This window comes from Streptomyces murinus (assembly GCF_002154555.1).
Classification (GTDB): domain Bacteria; phylum Actinomycetota; class Actinomycetes; order Streptomycetales; family Streptomycetaceae; genus Streptomyces; species Streptomyces murinus.
Genome location: NZ_MUNF01000006.1, coordinates 1 through 22,111, shown reverse-complemented (window position 1 = coordinate 22,111; position 22,111 = coordinate 1). Strand labels below are relative to the sequence as shown.

The window sequence follows — 22,111 nt, the reverse complement described above, 5'->3', positions numbered from 1 at the left end:
GAGTGTGGAGGGGGCGGGTGGGCGCTGTGCCCCCTTCGTGCGTTTCCTTGCGTCAAACCCCTCGATGCGGGGAAAAGTCTGGTTAAGCCGGTATCTCCTGGTGCGGAGGGCATGCGGAGGGCATGCGGAGGGGCCGGAGCCCGTGCCGGCTCCGGCCCCTGCGGCGGTCAGCGGGTCAGCGCTGCTTCGGGTTCAGCAGACCCGCGCGGCGCAGCGCGTCCGCCATGGCGCTGTTCGCGGGGGCCGGCGCCTGCCGTCCGCCCCGGTCACCGCCACCACGGCCCTGCCGCTGCCCCTGACCGCCCTGCCGCTGGCCCTGGCCCTGGCCCTGGCCCTGGCCCTGGCCTTGACCCTGGCCTTGTCCTTGGCCTTGCCCCTGGCCGCCCTGCCGCTGCTGGGGCGGGCGGGCGCCGCGCTGGCGCCTGCCGCCGCCGGAGCGGTCCGCCGGAGCCGCCTCGTCGTCCAGGCGCAGGGTCAGCCCGATCCGCTTGCGCGGGATGTCCACCTCCAGGACCTTCACCTTGACGATGTCGCCCGGCTTCACCACGTCCCGCGGGTCCTTGACGAACGTCTTGGACATCGCCGACACATGGACCAGGCCGTCCTGGTGGACGCCGATGTCCACGAACGCGCCGAAGGCCGCCACGTTCGTCACCACGCCCTCCAGCACCATCCCGGCGGACAGGTCGGAGAGCTTCTCCACGCCCTCCTTGAAGGTGGCCGTCTTGAAGGCCGGACGCGGGTCGCGGCCCGGCTTCTCCAGCTCCTTGAGGATGTCCGAGACGGTCGGCAGACCGAAGGTGTCGTCCACGAAGTCGGCAGGGCGCAGCGAGCGCAGCGCGCCCGTGTTGCCGATGAGGGAGGCCACCTCCTGGCCCGAGGTCTTCACCATGCGCCGCACCACGGGGTACGACTCCGGGTGCACGCTGGAGGCGTCCAGCGGGTCGGCGCCGCCGCGGATGCGCAGGAAGCCCGCACACTGCTCGTACGCCTTCGGGCCGAGCCGCGCCACCTTCTTCAGCTCCGAGCGGGAGGTGAAGGGGCCGTTCTCGTCCCGGTGCGCCACGATGTTCTCCGCCAGCCCGGCCGAGACGCCCGACACCCGGGCGAGCAGCGGCACGGACGCGGTGTTGACGTCCACGCCGACGCCGTTCACACAGTCCTCGACCACCGCGTCCAGCGAGCGGGAGAGCTTCACCTCGGACAGGTCGTGCTGATACTGGCCGACACCGATGGACTTGGGGTCGATCTTCACCAGCTCGGCCAGCGGGTCCTGGAGGCGCCGGGCGATGGAGACCGCGCCGCGCAGCGACACATCCATCCCGGGCAGTTCCTGGGAGGCGTACGCGGAGGCCGAGTACACCGAGGCGCCGGCCTCCGAGACCATCACCTTGGTGAGGTTCAACTCCGGGTGCCTGGCGATGAGTTCGGCGGCGAGCTTGTCGGTCTCGCGGGAGGCGGTGCCATTGCCGATCGCGACCAGTTCGACCGCGTGCTCCTTGGCGAGCCGGGCCAGCTTGGCGAGCGCCTCGTCCCACTTGTTGGCCGGGACGTGCGGGTGGATCACATCCGTGGCGACGACCTTGCCGGTGGCGTCGACCACGGCGACCTTCACACCGGTGCGGAAACCGGGGTCCAGGCCCAGCGTGGCGCGGGTGCCGGCCGGGGCGGCGAGCAGCAGATCGCGCAGGTTCGCCGCGAACACGTTCACCGCCTCGTCCTCGGCGGCCGTGCGCAGCCGCAGCCGCAGATCGATGCCGAGATGCACCAGGATGCGGGTGCGCCAGGCCCAGCGGACGGTGTCCGTCAGCCACTTGTCGCCCGGCCGGCCGCGCTCGGCGATGCCGAAGCGGTGGGCGACGATGCCCTCGTACGAGGAGGGTCCGTCGGTCGCCTCCTCGGGTTCCAGGACGAGGTCGAGCACCTCCTCCTTCTCGCCGCGCAGCATCGCCAGGATGCGGTGCGAGGGCAGGTCGGTGAACGGCTCGGCGAACTCGAAGTAGTCGGCGAACTTGGCGCCCGCCTCCTCCTTGCCCTCCCGCACCTTCGCGGCCAGCCGCCCGCGCACCCACATGCGTTCGCGCAGCTCGCCGATCAGGTCGGCGTCCTCGGAGAACCGCTCGGTGAGGATCGCCCGCGCGCCCTCCAGGGCCGCCCCCGGATCGGCGACGCCCTTGTCCGCGTCCACGAACGCGGCGGCCGCCGACAGCGGTTCCACCGACGGATCGCCCAGCAGGCCCTCGGCCAGCGGCTCCAGGCCCGCCTCACGCGCGATCTGCGCCTTGGTGCGCCGCTTCGGCTTGTACGGGAGGTAGATGTCCTCCAGGCGCGCCTTGGTCTCGGCGCCGCGGATCCGGGCCGCCAACTCCTCGGTGAGCTTGCCCTGATCGCGCACCGACTCCAGGATCGCGGTCCGCCGCTCCTCCAGCTCCCGCAGATAGCGCAGCCGCTCCTCGAGCGTGCGCAGCTGCGCGTCGTCGAGCATCTCGGTCGCTTCCTTGCGGTAGCGGGCGATGAAGGGCACGGTCGAACCGCCGTCGAGCAGTTCGACCGCGGCCTTCACCTGCCGCTCCCGTACGCCGAGTTCCTCGGCGATCCTGCCTTCGATGGATCCTGCTTCGATGGACCCGGGTGTCGTCACGATCCCGTACCGCCTTCTCCACTGAGGTTGCGCGGCAATTGTGGCAGGTGACACCGACAACCGTGGATCAGGGCGCCTTACGGCGGGGCGCCGGGCCCGTCGCCGGACCTCGTCGCCCCGCGCCTGTCCCCGATGGCAGAAAAGGTGGGAAATTCGTCATTGCGGTCATCCGCCCGGGCCCGAAGAATCGGGGACATGCCGCAGCGCACCCTTCTCTTCGTGGTCTTCGACGGGGTCCAGAGCCTGGACGTCACCGGGCCCCTCGAAGTGTTCGCCGGGGCCGAGGCGCACACCCCCGGCACGTACCGGATCCGCACGGCGTCCCTGGACGGCGCCCCGGTGCGCACCTCCAGCGGACTGACGCTCGTCCCGGACGAGGCACTGACCGAGGCACTGACCGGAGCGCTCACCGGGGCGGCGGGCCCGCACACCCTGCTGGTCCCCGGCGGCGAGGGCACCCACGCCCCCGACCCGCGGCTGGTCGACTGGCTGCGCGCCCACGGCCCGCGCGCCGAGCGTCTGGTCTCGGTGTGCACCGGCGCCTTCCTGCTCGCCGCCGCTGGACTGCTCGACGGCCGCCGGGCCACCACCCACTGGGCCTACTGCGAGCAGCTCGCGCAGGACCGTCCGGCCGTGCGCGTGGACCCCGAGCCCATCTACGTCCGCGACGGCCGCATCGCCACCTCGGCGGGCGTGACCTCGGGCATCGACCTCGCGCTCGCGCTGGTGGAGGAGGACCTGGACCGGGATGTCGCGCTCTGTCTCGCCCGGCATCTCGTGGTCTTCCTGCGCCGCCCCGGCAACCAGGCCCAGTTCAGCGTCCAGTTGGCCGCCCAGACCGCGCTGCGCGAGCCGCTGCGGGACGTGCAGCGGTGGATCACCGAGCACCCGGACACCGACCTGAGCGTCGACGCCCTGGCCGCCCGCGCCGCGCTCTCCCCCCGCCACTTCGCCCGCGCCTTCCGCGACGAGACCGGCGTGACCCCCGGCCGCTATGTCGACCGGGTCCGCCTGGAACACGCCCGCCGGCTGCTGGAGGACACCCCCGACGGCGTCGAGGAGATCTCCCGGGCCAGCGGCTACGGCACCCCCGAGGCCATGCGCCGCGCCTTCCTCAAGGCGTTCGGCACGGCCCCGGCGGAGTACCGGCGCCGCTTCCGCCCCGCCGCCGTCGACTGAGGACCACCGTCGTCGACCGAACCGAAAGGAACCGCCGTGCAGATCGCCGTCGTCGTCTACGACCGCTTCACCGCCCTCGATGTCGTGGGGCCCTACGAGATCCTCAGCCGCCTCCCGGACGCGCACCTCACCTTCGTCGCCGAGCGGGCCGGAGCCGTCCGCACCGAGACCGGCTTCCTCGCCCTCACCGCGGACCGCGCCCTGCACGAACTCCCGGACCCGGACATCGTCGTCGTCTCCGGCGGCCCCGGCACCCTGGCCCAGCTGGAGAACCCCGTGCTGCTCGACTGGCTGCGCGCCGCCGACGCGACGAGCACCTGGACGACCTCGGTGTGCTCGGGCTCGCTGCTGCTCGCCGCCGCCGGGCTGCTGGAGGGCCGCCGCGCCACCAGCCACTGGACCGTGCTGCCGATGCTGGAGAAGTACGGTGCCCGGCCCACCGGCGAGCGGGTGGTGACCGAGGGCAAGTACGTCACCGCGGCCGGGGTCTCCTCCGGCATCGACATGGCGCTCACCCTGGTCGGCCGGATCGCGGGCGACGAACACGCCCAGGCCGTCCAGCTGTTGACCGAGTACGACCCGCAGCCGCCCTACGACGCCGGGTCCCCGGAGAAGGCGCCCGCCCACCTGGTCGAGGAACTGCGGGCGGGCGGCCGTTTCGATCTGTCGTAACCGCGAAGGGGCGTCGGGCACGAGGCGGGGCCGGGCAGGAGAGGTCCTGCCCGGCCCCGGCGAGCCCCGATGCCGACGGCGACTCGTGGATCGGATCAGTGCCAGCGGTGCCCGCGGCGGTCGTGGTCGCCGAAGCGGCCGTCCCAGCCGTGCCGGTGGCCGCCCTGCCGGCCGTCGCCGCGGTGGTCCCCGCCGCGGCGGTGGTCATGGCCCCAGCGGCCACCGGGGTACGGGAAGTGCCGCGCGTCGGTGGTGACGGCGTGGTGCGGACGGGCCGTCGGGTGACCCGCGGCGGCGGCCGGCAGGGCGGCCGCGCCCACGAGGGCGGCGGCCAGGACACCGGCGGCGGTCAGTCTGCGGACAGAGGCGAGAACGGACACGAGGTCCCCCTTCACAAGGGTGTGGTGCGCATTCGGCGACCGGTCGGCCGCACGCCCACACCCTGCGGCCCGCACCCCGGCCGACACGGGGGACGCGCGGGCGTCATTACGGATATAAGGGACTTCTGTAACAGTCGCCTGTAGCAACCATTTATGCCCTGAATGCGCCCTCTTCCTGCGGTTTCGCGCCCCTGCACGCCCCCGCGCTCACCCGAAAGTGAGTAACAGAGCGTGCGCCGGTCGGGCGGCCCCGGCCCCGCCTGTCCGCAGGCCGTCCGCGCGAGCGCCTTACGCGGGCGGGGTCCAGGTGAAGTGCGGGGAGCGGCGTTCCAGGAAGGCGGCCACGCCCTCCGCGGTGTCCTCGGCGGTGCGGGCCTGCTCCGTCCAGTGGGCGTCCCGGTCCTCGCGGCCGTTCGCGAACTCCTTGGCGGCGGCCTGGGTGAGTCCCGAGCGGGAGACCAGCGTCCGCGTCAACTCGGCGACCCGCTTGTCGAGTTCGCCCTCAGGCAGCACCTCGTCCACCAGGCCGGTGCGCAGCGCGCGCCCGGTGTCGATCAACTCGGCCGTGAACAACAGGTACTTGGCGGTGGCCGGGCCAACCAGCGACACCAGCCGACGGGTCGAGGAGGAGGCGTAGACGATGCCCAGCCGCGCCGGGGTCACCCCGAACAGGGCGCCCTCCTCGGCCAGCCGGAGATCACAGGCCGCCGCGAGCTGCACCCCGCCGCCCACGCAGTACCCGCGCACCGCGGCCACCGTCGGCTTCGGGAACGCGGCCAGCGCCTCCTCCGCCGCCACCGCGAGCCCCTGCGCCGGATGGGCCGATCCCCGCAGCGTGGAGATGTCCGCGCCCGCGCAGAAGGTCGTGCCCTCGCCGGTCAGCACCAGCGCCCGTACCCCGTGATCGCGCGCGAGTTCCGCGAGCAGCGGTGGCAGCGCCCGCCACATCTCGGCCGTCATGGCGTTGCGCTTGGCCGGATTGCCGATCACGACCGTGGCGACGGAGTCGGTGACCTGGTGCGACAGCTGGGGCTCCATGCGCCGGATGCTATCCGCCCGCCCCCGGAGTTACGAGACCGCCCCCGAGGGGGACATAAAGAGGGAATGCCCGCAAAGAGGAATCGGCGGAGTCGGCCGATTCCCGAGGAGGTGGCGATGGCCAGGGCGCGCAAGCCCAAGGACAGGGCGACATCGATGCGCCAGGGGTTCGGCCTGCTCGCGGTGCTCGGCGTGATCCTCGTCCTCGCCGGACTCGTCGGGCTCGTCTACACCGGGGTCGCCACACTCACCTCGATGCTGCTGTTCGGCTGGCTGCTGCTGATCGGCGGGATCGTCGGACTGCTGCACGCGATCCAGGCCCGCGGCACCAACTACTTCTGGCTCGGCGTGATCGTGGCCGCCCTGAACATCGCGGCCGGCGTCGTCGTCATCCGGCTGCCGCACGCGGCCGCCGCCGCGCTCACCATGTTCGCCGCGCTGCTGTTCCTGTCCGCCGGCCTCTTCCGGATGGTCGGCAGCATGGTCGTCCGCGGTCCCCAGTTCGGCTGGACCCTGCTGCTCGGCGTCTTCGACCTGCTGCTCGGCATCCTGGTCCTCGCCCACTGGCCCAGCAGCAGCCAGTACGTCATCGGCGCCTTCTTCTCGCTCGCGCTGCTCTTCGACGGCCTCGGCCTGATCGCCACCGGCTACGGCGGCCGCCGGATCGTCGGCCTCGTCAGCGAGCAGCGGGAGGTATGAAAACAGTCCGACACGTGACGTTGTCATAAGCAGTCGGTCAGAAAGCGCTCGATACCCGGCGACTTCTGGTCAGATGTCCGGGGCGGAGGCGGTCGTTACCAACACTCGACGCGTGGTGACAATCGAGCGCGAGGGTGGCGACCGGACGATGGACAACCACGGGCGCGGGGACGGCCCGCGCCCAGCGGGGGACGCCGAGCGTGCGCCCCACCCACTGCCGTACGAAGGTGTCTGGCGGTTCACCGCGGCCGCGGTGGACGCCTCGGTCCCGCAGGCCCGGCACGCGGTACGGGACCTGCTGCTGCGCCAGGGCGTGCCGGTCTCCGAGGAGCTGGTGCAGGGCCTGCTGCTGATCGTCTCCGAGCTGGTCACGAACGCGGTGAAGCACGCGGCGCTGCTCTCGCCCATGGTGGCCGTGGAGGTCGCGGTCGGCGCCGAGTGGGTGCGGGTGTCCGTGGAGGACAACCACCCCTACCGCCCGACGGCCCTGGAGGCCGATCACGGCCGGACCGGCGGGCGGGGGCTGCTCCTGGTGCGCGAGGTGGCCCGGGAGGCGGGCGGGGTGGTCGACGTGGAGCACACCGCGAGCGGCGGCAAGGTGATCTGGGCCGCCCTGCCGCTCAAGCCCGCGTATCCCTGAGATTCAGGACGCCTCGCGGGGCGTCACCAGCCCGCGGCCGGGCCGGTCAGCTCCCGGACCGCGGGGCGGGCCGCGTCCAGCACCGTCATGAACCAGGCCGAGAACGGGTCCCGGGCATGGCGCTCGGCCAGTTCCTGCGCGGTCACGAAGGCGGTCTCGGCGACCTCCTCCGCATCCGGCGCGAGCGGCGTCTGCACCAGGCCGACGAACAGGTGGTTGAACTCCTGCTCCACCAGGCCCGAGGCCGGGTCCGGGTGGTTGTAGCGCACGGTGCCCGCCTCGGCCAGCAGTGAGGGGGACACGCCCAGCTCCTCGTACGTACGCCGGGCGGCGGCCGCGAACGGCGCCTCACCGGGGTAGGGGTGGCCGCAGCAGGTGTTGGACCACACGCCGGGGGAGTGGTACTTGCCGAGCGCCCGCTGCTGGAGCAGCAGCCGGCCCTGCTCGTCGAAGAGGAACACCGAGAACGCGCGGTGCAGCTGCCCCGGCGCCTGATGGGCCGCGAGCTTCTCCGCGGTGCCGATGGTCACGCCCTTCTCGTCGACGAGTTCCAGCAAGATCGCCTGTGCGGCGCCGTTCGTCGAGCTGTGCGTCTCGGTGGCAGGTGTGATCGGCATACCCATCCTTCGCCTCGGTCTTCGCCCCCCAAGTCTGCCGTACGAATCCGGCACTCCCGGCACTTCCCGGCACACCCGCATGTCAGAGCGTGCGACGGCGCCGGAAGGGGGACCCGGTAGATCATCGTGCCCGCAGGCCGCCGGAGGGAACCGCCCGGGTGCTATCGAACGGATGAATGACTTCCGTGTCGGGTACGGCGGCGGACCGGCGGTGGTACGGCGGCGGTCCGCGGGTAGTACGGCGGTGGCGGTCCGCAGGTGGCTCAGTGGCAGAGCCGCGCCTCGTGCTCCGCGTGGCCGCCCGGCTCCAGCTGGAAGGTGCAGTGCTCGACGTCGAAGTGCGTGCCGATGCAGCCCTGGAGCTCGTGCAGCATCTTCTCGTGGCCGATGGCGTTGAGCACCTCCGAGCTGACCACCACGTGCGCGGACAGCACCGGCATGCCCGAGGTGATCGTCCAGGCGTGCAGATCGTGGACGTCCTCCACGCCGTCCAGCGCCAGGATGTGCGCCCGGACCTCCGCCATGTCGACGTCCTTGGGCGCCGCCTCCAGGAGCACGTCCAGCGTCTCCCGCAGCAGCTTCAGGGTCCGCGGCACGATCATCAGCCCGATGACGAGCGAGGCGATCGGGTCGGCGGCCTGGAAGCCGGTGAGCAGGATCACGGCGGCCGAGATCATCACCGCGACCGAGCCCAGCGCGTCGGCGGCGACCTCCAGGAAGGCACCGCGCACGTTCAGGCTCTCCTGCTGGCCGCGCATCAGCAGGGTCAGCGAGATGGAGTTCGCCACCAGGCCGATCGCGCCGAACACGATCATCAGACCGCCATGGGTGTCCGCGGGGGTGACGAACCGCTGGACCGCCTCGTACAGGACATAGCCGCCGACGCCGAGCAGCAGTACGCAGTTGGCCAGCGCGGCGAGGATCTCGGCGCGGGCGTAGCCGAAGGTGCGGTTGGCGCTCGCCGGGCGGTTGGCGAAGTGGATCGCCAGCAGCGCCATGCCGAGGCCCACCGCGTCGGTCGCCATGTGCGCGGCGTCCGCGATCAGCGCGAGGGAGTCCGCGAGCAGTCCGCCGGCGATCTCCACCACCATGATCGTCAGCGTGATGCAGAGGGCGATCCGCAGCCTGCCGCGGTAGGCGGCCGCGGCCGTGCCCGTGGGTGGCGCATGGGTGTGCGCATGCCCGTGATCGTGCCCAGCCCCCATGGCGGAACCGTCCTTCCGTGGTCGTCCGGAGGCCCAGTGAACTACGGGCGGGGGGTATGGGGCAACGCGGTACTGAACACCGTTGTCATGTGCCCTGACCTGCGGAAACGATCCGCTGGTCAGGGCGGTGCGGGCTACTTCCCGTGGTGCAGCCGCCAGCCCTCCCAGGCCGAGGCGACCATCTCGTGGACATCGCGGCGGGCGCGCCAGCCCAGTTCCCGGGCGGCGCGTTCGGCCGAGGCGACCGCGCGGGGCGCGTCGCCGGGCCTGCGGGGCTCCACGACCGGTTCCCTGCGGTCGCCCGAGACCTCCCCGATGACCGTGATCAGCTCCCGGACCGAGACGCCCTCGCCGCGGCCGATGTTCAGCGTGAGATCGCCGGCCGGGGCGTCCCCGGCGAGGCGGCGCGCCGCCGCGAGGTGGGCCTCGGCGAGGTCGGCCACATGGATGTAGTCCCGCACACAGGTGCCGTCCGGCGTCGGGTAGTCGTCCCCGAAGATCCGCGGGGCCTCGCCGCGGGTGAGCCGGTCGAAGACCATCGGCACGATGTTGAACACACCGGTGTCCGCGAGCTCCGGCGCGGCGGCGCCCGCCACGTTGAAGTAGCGCAGGCACACGGTGGAGATCCCGTACGCCCGCCCGGCCGCCCGGACCAGCCACTCGCCCGCCAGCTTGGTCTCCCCGTAGGGGTTGACCGGCGCGCAGGGGGTGTCCTCGGTGATCAGGTCCACGTCCGGGTTGCCGTACACCGCCGCGGAGGAGGAGAACAGCAGCCGGTGGACGTCCGCCGCCGCCATGGCGTCCAGGAGGGTGGCGAGGCCGCCGACGTTCTCCTGGTAGTAGCGGGTGGGCTCGGCGACGGACTCGGCGACCTGCTTGCGGGCCGCGAGGTGGACGACGCCGGTGACGCCGTGCTCCGTGAGGACCTCGCGCAGCCGGGGGCCGTCCAGGGTGGAGCCGGTGACGAGCGGGACGTCGGAGGGGAGCCGTGCGGGTACGGCGGCGGAGAGGTCGTCCAGTACGACGACCTTCTCGCCGGCGCCGGCCATGGCGCGTGCCACATGCGCCCCGATGTATCCGGCACCGCCGGTGATCAGCCAGGTCATGTTTCCTCACCCTATGCTCCGCGGGGGATCGCGCACCGGCGCCGGTGAGGCGGGCCGTAGCCCTCGGCGACCGGGCGCACACCCCTCGTCGACCCGCGTGTCCCGGATGCCCGCATCTGCGGCCGCGGTTTGTGGGGTGGGGGCGGGATCACCCATGATGATCGCGGCAAAGGGCGGGGCCCCGGACGCGGGACGGGTCGTGAACGGCCGGTGAACACGGGCTTCGGTTCATCCGATACCCTCTGCCGACATGCCGCCCGGGTGCCGCAGGCAAGGGGCGCCCCACCATGCAGAAGACCGGTGCCGACGCGCCGGCACCCAGGGAGTGAGTTCGGTTGCCGACCGCCATCGTCACCGGTCAGCCGGTCCCCGGATCGTCGCTCGAGAGCGATCTGCGGTCCCTCGGCTTCGACGTCCGGATGGCGGAGAGCACCGCCGAGACCGAGACCCTGCTCGCGGCCGCCCCCGCCGGTGACCGCGTGGCCGTGGTCGACGCCGGTTTCGTCGGCCATGTGCACGCCCTGCGGCTCGGCCTGACCGACCCCCGCTTCCCGCTCGCCGCGGTCCCCGGCGCCATCACCGCGCAGCCGGCCGCCCGGCAGGCGCTGACCCGCGCCGTGGCCCGGGAGACCTCCTCGGGCGGCGGCACCGCGGTCGCCGTCGGCAGCCTGGCCGACCGGATCGTCACCGAGCTGGACGCCGACGGCAGCGAGGTCCACCGCCCCGAGCTGGGCAGCCTCGTCGCCGTCGTACCCGCCGACCCGCAGGCCCGCAACGAGGCGCGCCAGGCCGTCGCCGCCGTGGACGACGAGGCCGTACGCCTGAAGTCGGCCGTGAAGTCCCGCGACGGCTTCTTCACCACGTACTGCATCAGCCCCTACTCGCGCTACCTCGCCCGCTGGTGCGCGCGCCGCGGTCTGACCCCGAACCAGGTCACCACCGCCTCGCTGCTCACCGCGCTGATCGCGGCGGGCTGCGCGGCCACCGGCACCCGCGGCGGTTTCATAGCCGCCGGCGTGCTGCTGATCGCCTCCTTCGTGCTGGACTGCACCGACGGTCAGCTCGCCCGCTACGCCCTGAAGTACTCCACCCTCGGCGCCTGGCTCGACGCCACCTTCGACCGGGCCAAGGAGTACGCCTACTACGCGGGGCTCGCCCTGGGCGCGGCCCGCGGCGGCCATGACGACGTCTGGGCGCTCGCGCTCGGCGCGATGGTCCTCCAGACCTGCCGGCACGTGGTCGACTTCTCCTTCAACGAGGCCAACCACGACGCCACCGCCAACACCAGCCCCACCGCCGCCCTCTCCGACAAGCTGGACAGCGTCGGCTGGACGGTCTGGGTGCGCCGGATGATAGTGCTGCCGATCGGTGAGCGCTGGGCGATGATCGCGGTCCTGACCGCCGTCACCACCCCCCGGATCACCTTCTACGCGCTGCTCGTCGGCTGCGCCTTCGCCGCCACGTACACCACCGCGGGCCGGGTGCTGCGCTCGCTGACCCGCAAGGCGCACCGCACCGACCGCGCCGCGCAGGCACTGGCCGACCTCGCCGACTCCGGCCCGCTCAGCGAGGCGGTCAGGCGGGTCGCCCGGCGCGGTCTGCCCGGCCTCGCCGTCCCCGCCGTCGCCCTGCTCGGCGGCGCCGCGGTCGTCGCCTGCTCGGCCTTCCCCGGATACGGCTCGGTGGTGCCGGTGATCGGCGCCCTGGTCTACGTCCTCACCTCGGCCCTCGCCGTCGCCCGCCCGCTCAAGGGCGCCCTCGACTGGCTGGTCCCGCCGTTCTTCCGCGCCGCCGAGTACGGCACCGTCCTCGCGCTCGCCGGTAAAGCGGGCGTGAACGGGGCGCTGCCCGCGGCTTTCGGGCTGGTGGCGGCGGTCGCCTACCATCACTACGACACGGTGTACCGCATCCGCGGCAACGCCGGAGCGCCGCCGGCCTGGCTGGTGCGCTCCATAGGGGGGCACGACGGGCGCACCCTGCTCGTCACCGTCCTGGCCGCGGCGCTCACCGCCGCGCAGTTCACGGCCGCGCTCACGGTGCTCGCCGTGATCGTCGCCCTGGTGGTGCTCGCGGAGAGCATCCGGTTCTGGGTGTCCGCAGGGGCACCCGCCGTACACGATGAAGGAGAAACCGCATGATCGGCCTCGTGCTGGCGGCCGGCGCCGGACGGCGTCTGCGCCCCTACACGGACACCCTGCCCAAGGCGTTGGTGCCGGTGGGGCCCGCGGGCATGGAGGGCGAGCCCACGGTTCTCGACCTCACCCTCGGCAACTTCGCGGAGATCGGGCTGACCGAGGTCGCGATCATCGTCGGCTACCGCAAGGAGGCCGTCTACGCCCGCCAGGCCGCCCTTGAGGAGAAGTACGGCCTCAAGCTCACCCTGATCGACAACGACAAGGCCGAGGAGTGGAACAACGCCTACTCCCTGTGGTGCGGGCGCGACGCGCTCAAGGACGGTGTGATCCTCGCCAACGGCGACACCGTGCACCCGGTCTCGGTCGAGAAGACGCTGCTGGCCGCCCGCGGTGACGGCAAGAAGATCATCCTCGCGCTGGACACCGTGAAGTCCCTGGCGGACGAGGAGATGAAGGTCGTCGTCGACCCGGCCAAGGGCATGACGAAGATCACCAAGCTGATGGACCCGGCCGAGGCCACCGGCGAGTACATCGGCGTGACCCTGATCGAGGGCGACGCGGCCGAGGAGCTGGGCGACGCGCTGAAGACGGTCTGGGAGACCGACCCGCAGCAGTTCTACGAGCACGGCTACCAGGAGCTGGTCGACCGCGGCTTCCGGATCGACGTGGCGCCCATCGGCGACGTCTCCTGGGTCGAGATCGACAACCACGACGACCTGGCCAAGGGGCGGGAGATCGCGTGCCGCTACTGACCCGGCTGATCCCCTCGCCGGTCGTCGTGGACATCCGTCCGGGTGCCCTGGACGACCTGGCCGGTGTCCTCGCCGACGAGCGCATCTCCCAGTCGGGCCGCCTCGCCGTCGCCGTCAGCGGCGGCTCCGGCGCCCAGCTGCGCGAGCGCCTCGCCCCCTCGCTGCCCGGCGCCTCCTGGTACGAGGTGGGCGGCGGCACCCTGGACGACGCGATCCGGCTGGCCGGCGAGATGAAGTCCGGCCACTACGACGCGGTGGTCGGACTCGGCGGCGGCAAGATCATCGACTGCGCCAAGTTCGCCGCGGCCCGGATCGGCCTGCCCCTGGTCGCCGTGCCCACCAACCTCGCGCACGACGGCCTGTGCTCGCCGGTCGCCACGCTCGACAACGACGCGGGGCGCGGCTCCTACGGTGTGCCGAACCCGATCGCGGTCGTCATCGACCTGGACGTGATCCGTGCCGCTCCGGCCCGCTTCGTCCGGGCCGGTATCGGCGACGCCATCTCCAACATCAACGCGATCGCGGACTGGGAGCTGTCCCACCGGGTCAACGGCGAGAAGATCGACGGTCTCGCCGCGGCCATGGCCCGCCAGGCCGGCGAGGCGGTGCTGCGGCACCCCGGCGGCATCGGCGACAACGGCTTCCTCCAGGTGCTCGCCGAGGCGCTGGTCCTCAGCGGTATCTCGATGTCGATCTCCGGCGACTCCCGGCCCTCCTCCGGCTCCTGCCACGAGATCAACCACGCGTTCGACCTGCTGTTCCCGAAGCGCGCGGCCGCCCATGGCGAGCAGTGCGGGCTCGGCGCGGCCTTCGCGATGTATCTGCGCGGGGCCCACGAGGAGGCCGGGCACACCGCCCAGGTGCTGCGCCGGCACGGGCTTCCGGTGCTGCCGGAGGAGATCGGCTTCACCGTGGACGAGTTCGTCCGCGCCGTGGAGTTCGCTCCGGAGACCCGGCCCGGCCGCTACACCATCCTCGAACACCTCGACCTCAAGCCGAACCAGATCAAGGACATCTACGCCGACTATGTCAAGGCCATCGGTAGCTGAACTCCGTCCGGTCGTCCACCCCGCCGGGGTGAAGGACCGGCGCAGCGGTGAGCACTGGGCGGGACGCCTCTACATGCGTGAGGTCTCCCTGCGCATCGACCGCTACCTGGTGAACACCAGGGTCACGCCCAACCAGCTCACGTACCTGATGACCCTGTGCGGTGTGCTCGCGGCCCCGGCCCTGCTGGTGCCGGGGATCTGGGGCGCGATCCTCGGCGTGGTCGCCACCCAGCTGTACCTGCTGCTGGACTGCGTCGACGGCGAGATCGCCCGCTGGCGGGGGCAGTACTCCCTCGCCGGTGTCTACCTGGACCGGGTCGGTGCCTACCTCACCGACGCGGCCGTGCTGGTCGGCCTCGGGCTGCGCGCCGCCGACCTGTGGGGCTCCGGCCGTATCGACTGGCTGTGGGCCTTCCTCGGCACCCTGGCCGCGCTCGGCGCGATCCTGATCAAGGCGGAGACCGACCTGGTCGGTGTCGCCCGGCACCAGACCGGCAAGCCGCCGGTGCAGGAGGCCGCCGCCGAGCCGCGTTCCTCCGGGATGGCGCTGGCCCGCCGGGCCGCCTCGGCGCTGAAGTTCCACCGGCTCATCCTCGGTATCGAGGCCTCGCTGCTGATCGTGCTCCTCGCCATCGCGGACCAGATCCACGGCGACCTGTTCTTCACCCGGCTCGGCACCGCCGTCCTCGCGGGCATCGCCCTGCTCCAGACGCTGCTGCACCTGGTGTCCATCCTCGCCTCCAGCAGGCTGAAGTGAGCGCGGCCGCGCGCGTCGGCGCCGTCATCATCACCATGGGCAACCGGCCCGAGGAGCTGCGCGCCCTGCTCGACTCGGTCGCCAAGCAGGACGGCGACCCCGTCGAGGTGGTCGTCGTCGGCAACGGCTCCCCGGTGCCCGACGTCCCCGAGGGCGTGCGCACCGTCGAGCTGCCGGAGAACCTGGGCATCCCGGGCGGCCGCAATGTCGGCATCGAGGCGTTCGGCCCCGGCGGCCAGGACGTCGACATCCTGCTCTTCCTGGACGACGACGGCCTGCTCGCCCGGCACGACACCGCCGAGCTGTGCCGCGAGGCGTTCGCCGCCGACCCGGAGCTGGGCATCATCAGCTTCCGTATCGCCGATCCCGAGACCGGTGAGACCCAGCGCCGCCATGTGCCCCGGCTGCGTGCCGCGGACCCGATGCGCTCCTCGCGGGTGACCACCTTCCTGGGCGGCGCCAACGCGGTGCGCACCAAGGTGCTCGGCGAGGTCGGCGGGCTGCCCGCCGAGTTCTTCTACGCCCATGAGGAGACCGATCTGGCCTGGCGGGCGCTGGACGCCGGCTGGCTGATCGACTACCGCTCCGACATGGTGCTGTTCCACCCGACGACCGCGCCCTCGCGGCACGCCGTCTACCACCGCATGGTGGCCCGCAACCGCGTCTGGCTCGCCCGGCGCAACCTCCCCGCCCCGCTGGTCCCCGTCTACCTGGGCGTGTGGCTGCTGCTCACGCTGGCCCGGCGGCCCTCGCGGCCGGCCCTCGCGGCCTGGTTCGGCGGCTTCAAGGAGGGCTGGACCACGCCCTGCGGTCCGCGCCGTCCGATGCGCTGGCGCACGGTCTGGCGGCTCACCCGGCTGGGCCGTCCTCCGGTCATCTGAGAAGCTTCTTACCTGAACAGCAAGCTTCTTACCGAGAGAGTCCGGGTTCTTACTCGTGAGTCACACAACGCATGACGCCGGTGTCGCGGTGAGCGCGATACCGTCGCCCGACGAGGGGCTGACGCCGGCCGAGCTGGCCGCCAGGTACGGGCTCGCCGTCAGCGGCGCCCGTCCCTCGCTGGTGGAGTACGTCCGCCAGCTGTGGAGCCGGCGCCACTTCATCCTCGCCTTCTCGCAGGCGAAGCTGACGGCGCAGTACAGCCAGGCCAAGCTCGGGCAGCTGTGGCAGGTCGCCACCCCGCTGCTGAACGCGGCCGTGTACTACTTCATCTTCGGCGTCATCCTGCACGCCAGCCGCGGCATGTCCCATGATGTGTACATCCCGTTCCTGGTCACCGGCGTCTTCGTGTTCACCTTCACGCAGAGCTCGGTCATGTCGGGTGTGCGCGCCATCTCCGGAAACCTCGGCCTGGTGCGCGCCCTGCACTTCCCGCGCGCCTCGCTGCCCGTCTCCTTCTCGCTCCAGCAGCTCCAGCAGCTGCTGTTCTCGATGATCGTGCTGTTCATCGTGGCGATCGGCTTCGGCAGCTACCCCGGGATGTCCTGGCTGTTGATCGTGCCGATCCTGGCGTTGCAGTTCCTGTTCAACACCGGTCTCGCGCTGATCGTGGCCCGGATGGGCGCCAAGACGCCGGACATGGCGCAGCTGATGCCGTTCGTGCTGCGCACCTGGATGTACACCTCCGGCGTGATGTTCTCCATCAGCACGATGATGGCGGACCGCCCGGAGTGGGCGGTGCGGCTGCTCCAGGTCAACCCGGCCGCGATCTACATGGACCTGATGCGCTTCGCGCTGATCGACGGCTACGGCGCCTCGAACCTGCCCCCGCATGTGTGGGCGATCGCGGCGTTCTGGGCCGTGGCGGTCTTCGCCGGCGGTTTCGTGTACTTCTGGAAGGCGGAGGAGCGGTACGGCCGTGGCTGAGCAGAACGCCGAGCAGAACCCCCAGCAGAGCACCACGGACACCGGCGAGCGCCGTCCGACGGTCATCGCGGACGATCTGCACATCGTCTACCGGGTCAACGGCGCCAAGACCGGCAAGGGCAGCGCGACGGCCGCCCTCAGCCGGATCCTCAAGCGCGGCGAGGAGCGGGGCGTGCGCAAGGTGCACGCCGTGCGCGGGGTCTCCTTCGTCTCCTACCGCGGCGAGGCCATCGGCCTGATCGGCTCCAACGGCTCCGGCAAGTCCACCCTGCTGCGCGCCATCGCCGGTCTGCTGCCCGCGGAGCAGGGCAAGGTCTACACCGACGGCCAGCCCTCCCTGCTGGGTGTGAACGCGGCCCTGATGAACGACCTGACCGGCGAGCGCAACGTCATCCTGGGCGGTCTCGCCATGGGCATGTCGCGCGAGCAGATCAGGGAGCGCTATCAGGACATCGTCGACTTCTCCGGGATCAACGAGAAGGGCGACTTCATCACCCTGCCGATGCGCACCTACTCCTCCGGCATGGCCGCCCGGCTGCGTTTCTCGATCGCGGCCGCCAAGGACCACGACGTCCTCATGATCGACGAGGCTCTGGCCACCGGTGACCGCAAGTTCCAGAAGCGCTCCGAGGAACGCATCCGGGAACTGCGCAAGGAGGCCGGCACGGTCTTTCTGGTCAGCCACAACAACAAGTCCATCCGCGACACCTGCAACCGCGTGCTGTGGCTGGAACGCGGTGAGCTGCGCATGGACGGGCCGACCGAAGAGGTGCTCAAGGAGTACGAGAAGTTCACCGGCAAGTGAACTGTTTCGGCCAGGGCCCCGCCGGCAACCTTCCGGCGGGGCCCCGCGTCTGCAAAGGAAGCGTCAACTCCCAAGCCTGTCAGGAATCTTGGCGCCAATCGGTGTGTTCTTGTGATGTGCGGGACACCCCCTCGAATCTTGATGTGTTGTACAACGTAAGCTGTACCGGTGCCGGAAAGCGGCAAGTGGGGCGATAATGCGCGACACCCTGCGCCAGGCCACGCCCCGCGAATTGCCGGGCGGCGTGTCCGAAATAGTGTGTATTGGGTCGGCAGTGTAGAACGGGAGATGTGACGGCAATGGCTACGGAAACTCCCCAGCTCAACGCAGCATGTGCCGTTGCCGCCCCGGGCGTCGCCCGATGACGGCCACCACGACGGCGCCGGACCCGGAACGCGCCACCCTCGACAAGGCCGCGAGCGAGAACTTCCCCGTGGCCCCCTTCTTCCTGCCCCGCGACTGGCGCGACGACCTCATGGCGGTCTACGGCTTCGCCCGTCTGGTCGACGACATCGGCGACGGCGACCTCGCCCCCGGCGGAGCCGACGCCGAACTGCTCGGCGTGTCGGCCACCGACGCCGACGACCGGCTGCTGCTGCTCGACGCCTTCGAGGCCGATCTGCGCCGGGTCTTCGACGCCACCCCGAGCCACCCCCTGCTGCGTCGGCTCCAGCCCGTCGTACGGCGCCGGGCGCTCACCCCCGAGCCGTTCCTCGGCCTGATCGCCGCCAACCGCCAGGACCAGCTCGTCACCCGGTACGAGACGTACGACGACCTCCTCGCCTACTGCGAACTGTCCGCCAACCCCGTGGGCCGCCTCGTCCTCGCCGTCACCGGCACCTCGACCCCCGAGCGGATCCGTCTGTCCGACGCGATCTGCACCGCGCTCCAGATCGTGGAACACCTCCAGGACGTCGCCGAGGACTTCGGCCACGACCGGATCTATCTTCCGGCCGAGGACATGAAGCGCTTCCACGTCACGGAAACGGATCTGTCCGCGAAAACCGCGGGCGCATCGATGCGCGCCCTGGTTGCATACGAAGCACAACGCGCCCGCGATCTGCTGAATGAAGGCGCCCCCCTGGTGGGTAGCGTCCACGGCAGGTTGAAGCTGCTGCTCGCAGGGTTCGTGGCGGGGGGAAGGGCGGCGGTCCGCGCGATCGCCGCCGCCGAATACGACGTTCTTCCCGGCCCGCCCAAACCAGGCAAGGTCCAGTTGCTGCGTGAGGCGGGCGTGATTCTGCGAGGAGAGGGGTGATCCGGACCGTGGAGTCTGCGTCGCACGTGTCCGCACCGGTGCTCGCCGCCTACCGCTACTGCGAGACGGTGACCGGACAGCAGGCCCGTAACTTCGCGTACGGCATCCGGCTGCTGCCCACACCGAAGCGGCGCGCCATGTCGGCGCTGTACGCGTTCTCACGGCGTGTCGACGACATCGGCGACGGTGATCTGGCCGACGACGTGAAGGTGGCCCGGCTCCAGGAGACCCGGGCCCTGCTCGCCCGGATCCGGGAGGGCGGCATCGAGGAGGACGACACCGACCCGGTGGCCGTCGCCCTCACCCATGCCGCCGACGCCTTCCCGATCCCGCTTGACGGCCTGGACGAGCTGATCGACGGCGTCGAGATGGACACCCGCGGGGAGACGTACGAGACCTGGGACGACCTGAAGGTCTACTGCCGGTGTGTCGCCGGTGCCATCGGCCGCCTCTCGCTCGGCGTGTTCGGCACCGAACCGGGCGCCCGCGGCGCCGAGCGCGCCGCCGAGTACGCCGACACGCTCGGGCTCGCGCTCCAGCTCACCAACATCCTCCGGGACGTCCGCGAGGACGCCCAGGGCGGCCGTACGTATCTGCCCGCCGACGACCTGGCCAAGTTCGGCTGCGCGGCCGGGTTCGAGCGGCCCACGCCACCGGAGGGCTCCGACTTCGCGGGCCTCGTGCACTTCGAGGTCCGCCGCGCCCGCGCCCTTTTCGCCGAGGGCTACCAGCTGCTGCCCATGCTCGACCGGCGCAGCGGCGCCTGCGTGGCCGCCATGGCCGGCATCTACCGCCGCCTCCTGGACCGCATCGCGCGCGACCCCGAGGCGGTGCTGCGCGGCCGGGTCTCACTGCCCGGACACGAGAAGGCGTACGTCGCCGTGCGCGGTCTGTCCGGCCTCGACACCCGGCAGGTCACCCGCCATGGTGCCGGGCGGTCCGTCGGGAGGCGCGTCTGATGGACCTCACCGAACCAGCGGACTTCCACCGGGCAACCCCGCGCCACGGCGTGGCGTCCCTGACGGCGACGACCGTACGTGCACCGTTCAACCAGCACGGCCGGCACGCACGGAAGGACGCACCATGAGCGACGGCGCACGCCCCGCACCGGGACAGCGCACCCCCGAGAGCGCGGCACGCGGCGCCGTCGTGATCGGCGGCGGCCTCGCCGGCATCACCGCGGCGCTCGCCCTCGCCGACGCGGGCGTCCGCGTCACCCTGCTCGAAGGCAGGCCCAGGCTGGGCGGCCTCGCCTTCTCCTTCCAGCGCGGCGAACTGACCGTCGACAACGGCCAGCACGTGTACCTGCGTTGCTGCACCGCCTACCGCTGGTTCCTCGACCGGATCGAGGGCGCGGCGCTGGCACCGCTTCAGGACCGCCTGGACGTGCCCGTCGTGGACCTCGCCAAGCCCGAGGGCCGGCGGCTCGGCAGACTGCGGCGCGACCCGCTGCCCGTGCCCCTGCATCTGGGGCGCAGCCTGGCCGCCTATCCGCACCTCTCGCTCGCCGAGCGCGCCTCCGTCGGGCGTGCCGCGCTCGCGCTCAAGGGTCTCGACCTCGCCGATCCGACCCTGGACACCCAGGACTTCGGCAGCTGGCTGGCCGCCCACGGCCAGTCGGCGCGTGCCATCGAGGCCCTGTGGGACCTGGTCGGGGTCGCCACCCTCAACGCGGTCGCGGGCGACTCCTCGCTGGGGCTCGCCGCGATGGTGTTCAAGACCGGTCTGCTGTCCGACCCGGGAGCGGCCGACATCGGCTGGGCCCATGTCCCGCTGGGCGAACTGCACGACCGGCTGGCCCGCAAGGCGCTCGACTCCGCGGGCGTGCGTACCGAGGTCCGTTCACGCGTCACCTCCGTCTCTGCCATGGAGAACGGCGGCTGGTGCGTCGAGGTTCCCGGCGAGCGCATCACAACGGACGCGGTCGTCCTCGCCGTACCCCAGCGCGAGGCGTACGAACTGCTGCCGCCCGGCGCCCTCGACGCCCCCGAGCGGCTCCTCGAGATCGGCACCGCCCCCATCCTCAACGTGCATGTGGTGTACGACCGCAAGGTGCTCGCGCGGCCCTTCTTCGCCGCCCTCGGCACCCCCGTGCAATGGGTCTTCGACCGCACCCACGCCTCCGGGCTGCGCTCGGGCCAGTACCTCGCGCTGTCCCAGTCGGCCGCGCAGGACGACATCGACCTCCCCGTCGCGGAGCTCCGCGCGCGCTACGTCCCGGAGTTGGAGAAACTCCTCCCGGGGACGCGCGGCGCCGTGATCGAGGACTTCTTCGTGACCCGGGAGCGTACGGCGACGTTCGCGCCCACCCCCGGCGTCGGGCGTCTGCGGCCCGGCGCCCGCACCAAGGCATCCGGCCTGTACCTGGCCGGAGCGTGGACCGCCACCGGGTGGCCCGCGACCATGGAGAGTGCGGTCCGCAGCGGAGTGAGCGCGGCCGACGCCGCGCTCCGCGCCCTGGGCCGGCCCCGTCCGAGCCGTCTCTTCGCCTTCGAGGAGGCGGCCTGATGCCTCATCGGCAGCCGGCGGCAGGCCCCCGCACCTTCGGTACCGCAACAAGAGGAGAGACTGTGCCCACTGTGCCCCCGGCCTCGACGGAGACCGCGGTGGACGTCACCGCGCTGCTGGAGCGCGGACGGACCCTGGCCACACCGGTCCTGCGTGCGGCCGTCGACCGCCTCGCTCCTCCCATGGACACCGTCGCCGCCTACCACTTCGGCTGGATCGACGCCGCCGGCAACCCGGCCGACGGCGACGGCGGCAAGGCCGTACGCCCCGCGCTCGCCGTGCTCTCCGCCGAGGTCACCGGCAGCGCGCCCGAGACCGGTGTGCCGGGCGCCGTCGCCGTCGAACTGGTCCACAACTTCTCGCTGCTGCACGACGACCTGATGGACGGCGACGAGCAGCGCCGCCACCGCGACACCGTCTGGAAGGTGCACGGCCCCGCCCAGGCCATCCTGGTCGGCGACGCCCTGTTCGCGCTGGCCAACGAGCTGCTGCTGGAGCTCGGTTCGGTCGAGGCCGGCCGCGCCACCCGTCGGCTCACCACCGCCACCCGCGCCCTGATCGACGGTCAGGCCCAGGACATCTCCTACGAGCACCGCGACCGCGTCAGCGTCGAGGAGTGCCTGGAGATGGAGGGCAACAAGACCGGCGCGCTGCTCGCCTGCGCCTCCTCCATCGGCGCGGTCCTCGGCGGCGCCGACGACGCCACCGCCGACGCGCTGGAGCGCTACGGCTACCACCTCGGACTCGCCTTCCAGGCCGTGGACGACCTGCTCGGCATCTGGGGCGACCCGGAGGCCACCGGCA

General features: G+C 71.9%; 22 protein-coding genes. 16 read left to right on the top strand and 6 right to left on the bottom strand.

Going from position 1 to position 22,111, the window contains the following annotated elements:
• Positions 1 to 175: 175 nt before the first annotated feature.
• Entirely contained in the window at positions 176 to 2,641 is a 2,466-nt protein-coding gene (locus tag CCN72_RS00625; protein WP_086805853.1) for a Tex family protein, read from the bottom strand.
• Between the two features lie 195 nt (positions 2,642 to 2,836).
• Here CCN72_RS00625 and CCN72_RS00620 point away from each other — a divergent pair, with 195 nt between their 5' ends.
• A complete protein-coding gene (locus CCN72_RS00620; protein WP_086805852.1) occupies positions 2,837 to 3,820 on the top strand; it encodes a GlxA family transcriptional regulator in 984 nt (327 codons plus the stop codon).
• 36 nt (positions 3,821 to 3,856) lie between these two features.
• Entirely contained in the window at positions 3,857 to 4,492 is a 636-nt protein-coding gene (locus tag CCN72_RS00615; protein WP_086805851.1) for a DJ-1/PfpI family protein, read from the top strand.
• 95 nt (positions 4,493 to 4,587) lie between these two features.
• Here the strand turns inward: CCN72_RS00615 and CCN72_RS41340 are convergent, their stop codons facing one another.
• A complete protein-coding gene (locus tag CCN72_RS41340; protein ID WP_167408626.1) occupies positions 4,588 to 4,872 on the bottom strand; it encodes a hypothetical protein in 285 nt (94 codons plus the stop codon).
• Between the two features lie 288 nt (positions 4,873 to 5,160).
• On the bottom strand, positions 5,161 to 5,910 hold the full coding sequence (locus CCN72_RS00605) for an enoyl-CoA hydratase/isomerase family protein (protein WP_086805849.1): 750 nt from the start codon (positions 5,908 to 5,910) through the stop codon (positions 5,161 to 5,163).
• A gap of 117 nt (positions 5,911 to 6,027) precedes the next feature.
• Between CCN72_RS00605 and CCN72_RS00600 the strand changes: the two genes are divergently transcribed.
• Positions 6,028 to 6,609 (top strand): HdeD family acid-resistance protein, encoded by a 582-nt coding sequence (locus tag CCN72_RS00600; protein WP_086805848.1) that lies wholly within the window; start codon positions 6,028 to 6,030, stop codon positions 6,607 to 6,609.
• A 148-nt stretch (positions 6,610 to 6,757) separates the two neighbouring features.
• Positions 6,758 to 7,249: an ATP-binding protein gene (locus CCN72_RS00595; RefSeq protein WP_086805866.1), complete on the top strand. Its 492-nt coding sequence runs from the start codon at positions 6,758 to 6,760 to the stop codon at positions 7,247 to 7,249.
• 23 nt (positions 7,250 to 7,272) lie between these two features.
• Here the strand turns inward: CCN72_RS00595 and idi are convergent, their stop codons facing one another.
• The 3 genes from idi to galE all read right to left on the bottom strand — a co-directional run bounded on the left by idi (position 7,273) and on the right by galE (position 10,177).
• Entirely contained in the window at positions 7,273 to 7,866 is a 594-nt protein-coding gene (gene idi / locus CCN72_RS00590; protein ID WP_086805847.1) for an isopentenyl-diphosphate Delta-isomerase, read from the bottom strand.
• Positions 7,867 to 8,129: 263 nt separating this feature from the next.
• Positions 8,130 to 9,071: a cation diffusion facilitator family transporter gene (locus CCN72_RS00585; protein WP_086805846.1), complete on the bottom strand. Its 942-nt coding sequence runs from the start codon at positions 9,069 to 9,071 to the stop codon at positions 8,130 to 8,132.
• Positions 9,072 to 9,205: 134 nt separating this feature from the next.
• On the bottom strand, positions 9,206 to 10,177 hold the full coding sequence (gene galE / locus CCN72_RS00580; RefSeq protein WP_086805845.1) for a UDP-glucose 4-epimerase GalE: 972 nt from the start codon (positions 10,175 to 10,177) through the stop codon (positions 9,206 to 9,208).
• A gap of 335 nt (positions 10,178 to 10,512) precedes the next feature.
• On the opposite strand from galE, the gene CCN72_RS00575 reads away from it, so the two are divergent.
• From CCN72_RS00575 to CCN72_RS00525, 12 genes are all read left to right on the top strand, one after another.
• Positions 10,513 to 12,315 (top strand): DUF5941 domain-containing protein, encoded by a 1,803-nt coding sequence (locus CCN72_RS00575; protein ID WP_086805844.1) that lies wholly within the window; start codon positions 10,513 to 10,515, stop codon positions 12,313 to 12,315.
• Positions 12,312 to 13,064, top strand: coding sequence for a phosphocholine cytidylyltransferase family protein (locus tag CCN72_RS00570; protein WP_086805843.1), 753 nt, complete (start codon positions 12,312 to 12,314; stop codon positions 13,062 to 13,064). The genes CCN72_RS00575 and CCN72_RS00570 overlap by 4 nt, the downstream gene beginning before the upstream one ends.
• Complete coding sequence (locus tag CCN72_RS00565) at positions 13,052 to 14,113, top strand: iron-containing alcohol dehydrogenase family protein (protein ID WP_085567612.1); 1,062 nt, start codon at positions 13,052 to 13,054, stop codon at positions 14,111 to 14,113. The genes CCN72_RS00570 and CCN72_RS00565 overlap by 13 nt, the downstream gene beginning before the upstream one ends.
• Complete coding sequence (locus CCN72_RS00560; RefSeq protein ID WP_085568856.1) at positions 14,091 to 14,870, top strand: CDP-alcohol phosphatidyltransferase family protein; 780 nt, start codon at positions 14,091 to 14,093, stop codon at positions 14,868 to 14,870. The genes CCN72_RS00565 and CCN72_RS00560 overlap by 23 nt, the downstream gene beginning before the upstream one ends.
• 35 nt (positions 14,871 to 14,905) lie before the next feature.
• Positions 14,906 to 15,751, top strand: a complete 846-nt coding sequence (locus CCN72_RS00555; protein WP_086805865.1) for a glycosyltransferase family 2 protein — start codon at positions 14,906 to 14,908, stop codon at positions 15,749 to 15,751.
• Positions 15,752 to 15,806: 55 nt separating this feature from the next.
• Entirely contained in the window at positions 15,807 to 16,736 is a 930-nt protein-coding gene (locus tag CCN72_RS00550) for an ABC transporter permease (protein ID WP_037657476.1), read from the top strand.
• Complete coding sequence (locus tag CCN72_RS00545) at positions 16,729 to 17,541, top strand: ABC transporter ATP-binding protein (RefSeq protein WP_085567613.1); 813 nt, start codon at positions 16,729 to 16,731, stop codon at positions 17,539 to 17,541. The genes CCN72_RS00550 and CCN72_RS00545 overlap by 8 nt, the downstream gene beginning before the upstream one ends.
• Positions 17,542 to 17,902: 361 nt before the next feature.
• Complete coding sequence (gene hpnC, locus CCN72_RS00540) at positions 17,903 to 18,799, top strand: squalene synthase HpnC (protein WP_086805842.1); 897 nt, start codon at positions 17,903 to 17,905, stop codon at positions 18,797 to 18,799.
• Positions 18,796 to 19,758, top strand: a complete 963-nt coding sequence (hpnD, locus tag CCN72_RS00535; protein WP_085567615.1) for a presqualene diphosphate synthase HpnD — start codon at positions 18,796 to 18,798, stop codon at positions 19,756 to 19,758. The genes hpnC and hpnD overlap by 4 nt, the downstream gene beginning before the upstream one ends.
• Positions 19,758 to 19,886 carry a DUF6380 family protein gene (locus CCN72_RS41625; protein WP_220511668.1) on the top strand — a complete coding sequence of 43 codons (129 nt, stop codon included), beginning with the start codon at positions 19,758 to 19,760 and terminating at the stop codon, positions 19,884 to 19,886. Before hpnD ends, CCN72_RS41625 begins: the two co-directional genes overlap by 1 nt.
• Positions 19,883 to 21,307, top strand: coding sequence for a hydroxysqualene dehydroxylase HpnE (hpnE, locus tag CCN72_RS00530; RefSeq protein ID WP_086805841.1), 1,425 nt, complete (start codon positions 19,883 to 19,885; stop codon positions 21,305 to 21,307). The genes CCN72_RS41625 and hpnE overlap by 4 nt, the downstream gene beginning before the upstream one ends.
• Positions 21,307 to 22,111 (top strand): polyprenyl synthetase family protein (locus CCN72_RS00525; RefSeq protein WP_086805863.1); only part of this gene is annotated, 805 nt, incomplete at its 3' end. The genes hpnE and CCN72_RS00525, both read left to right, overlap by 1 nt.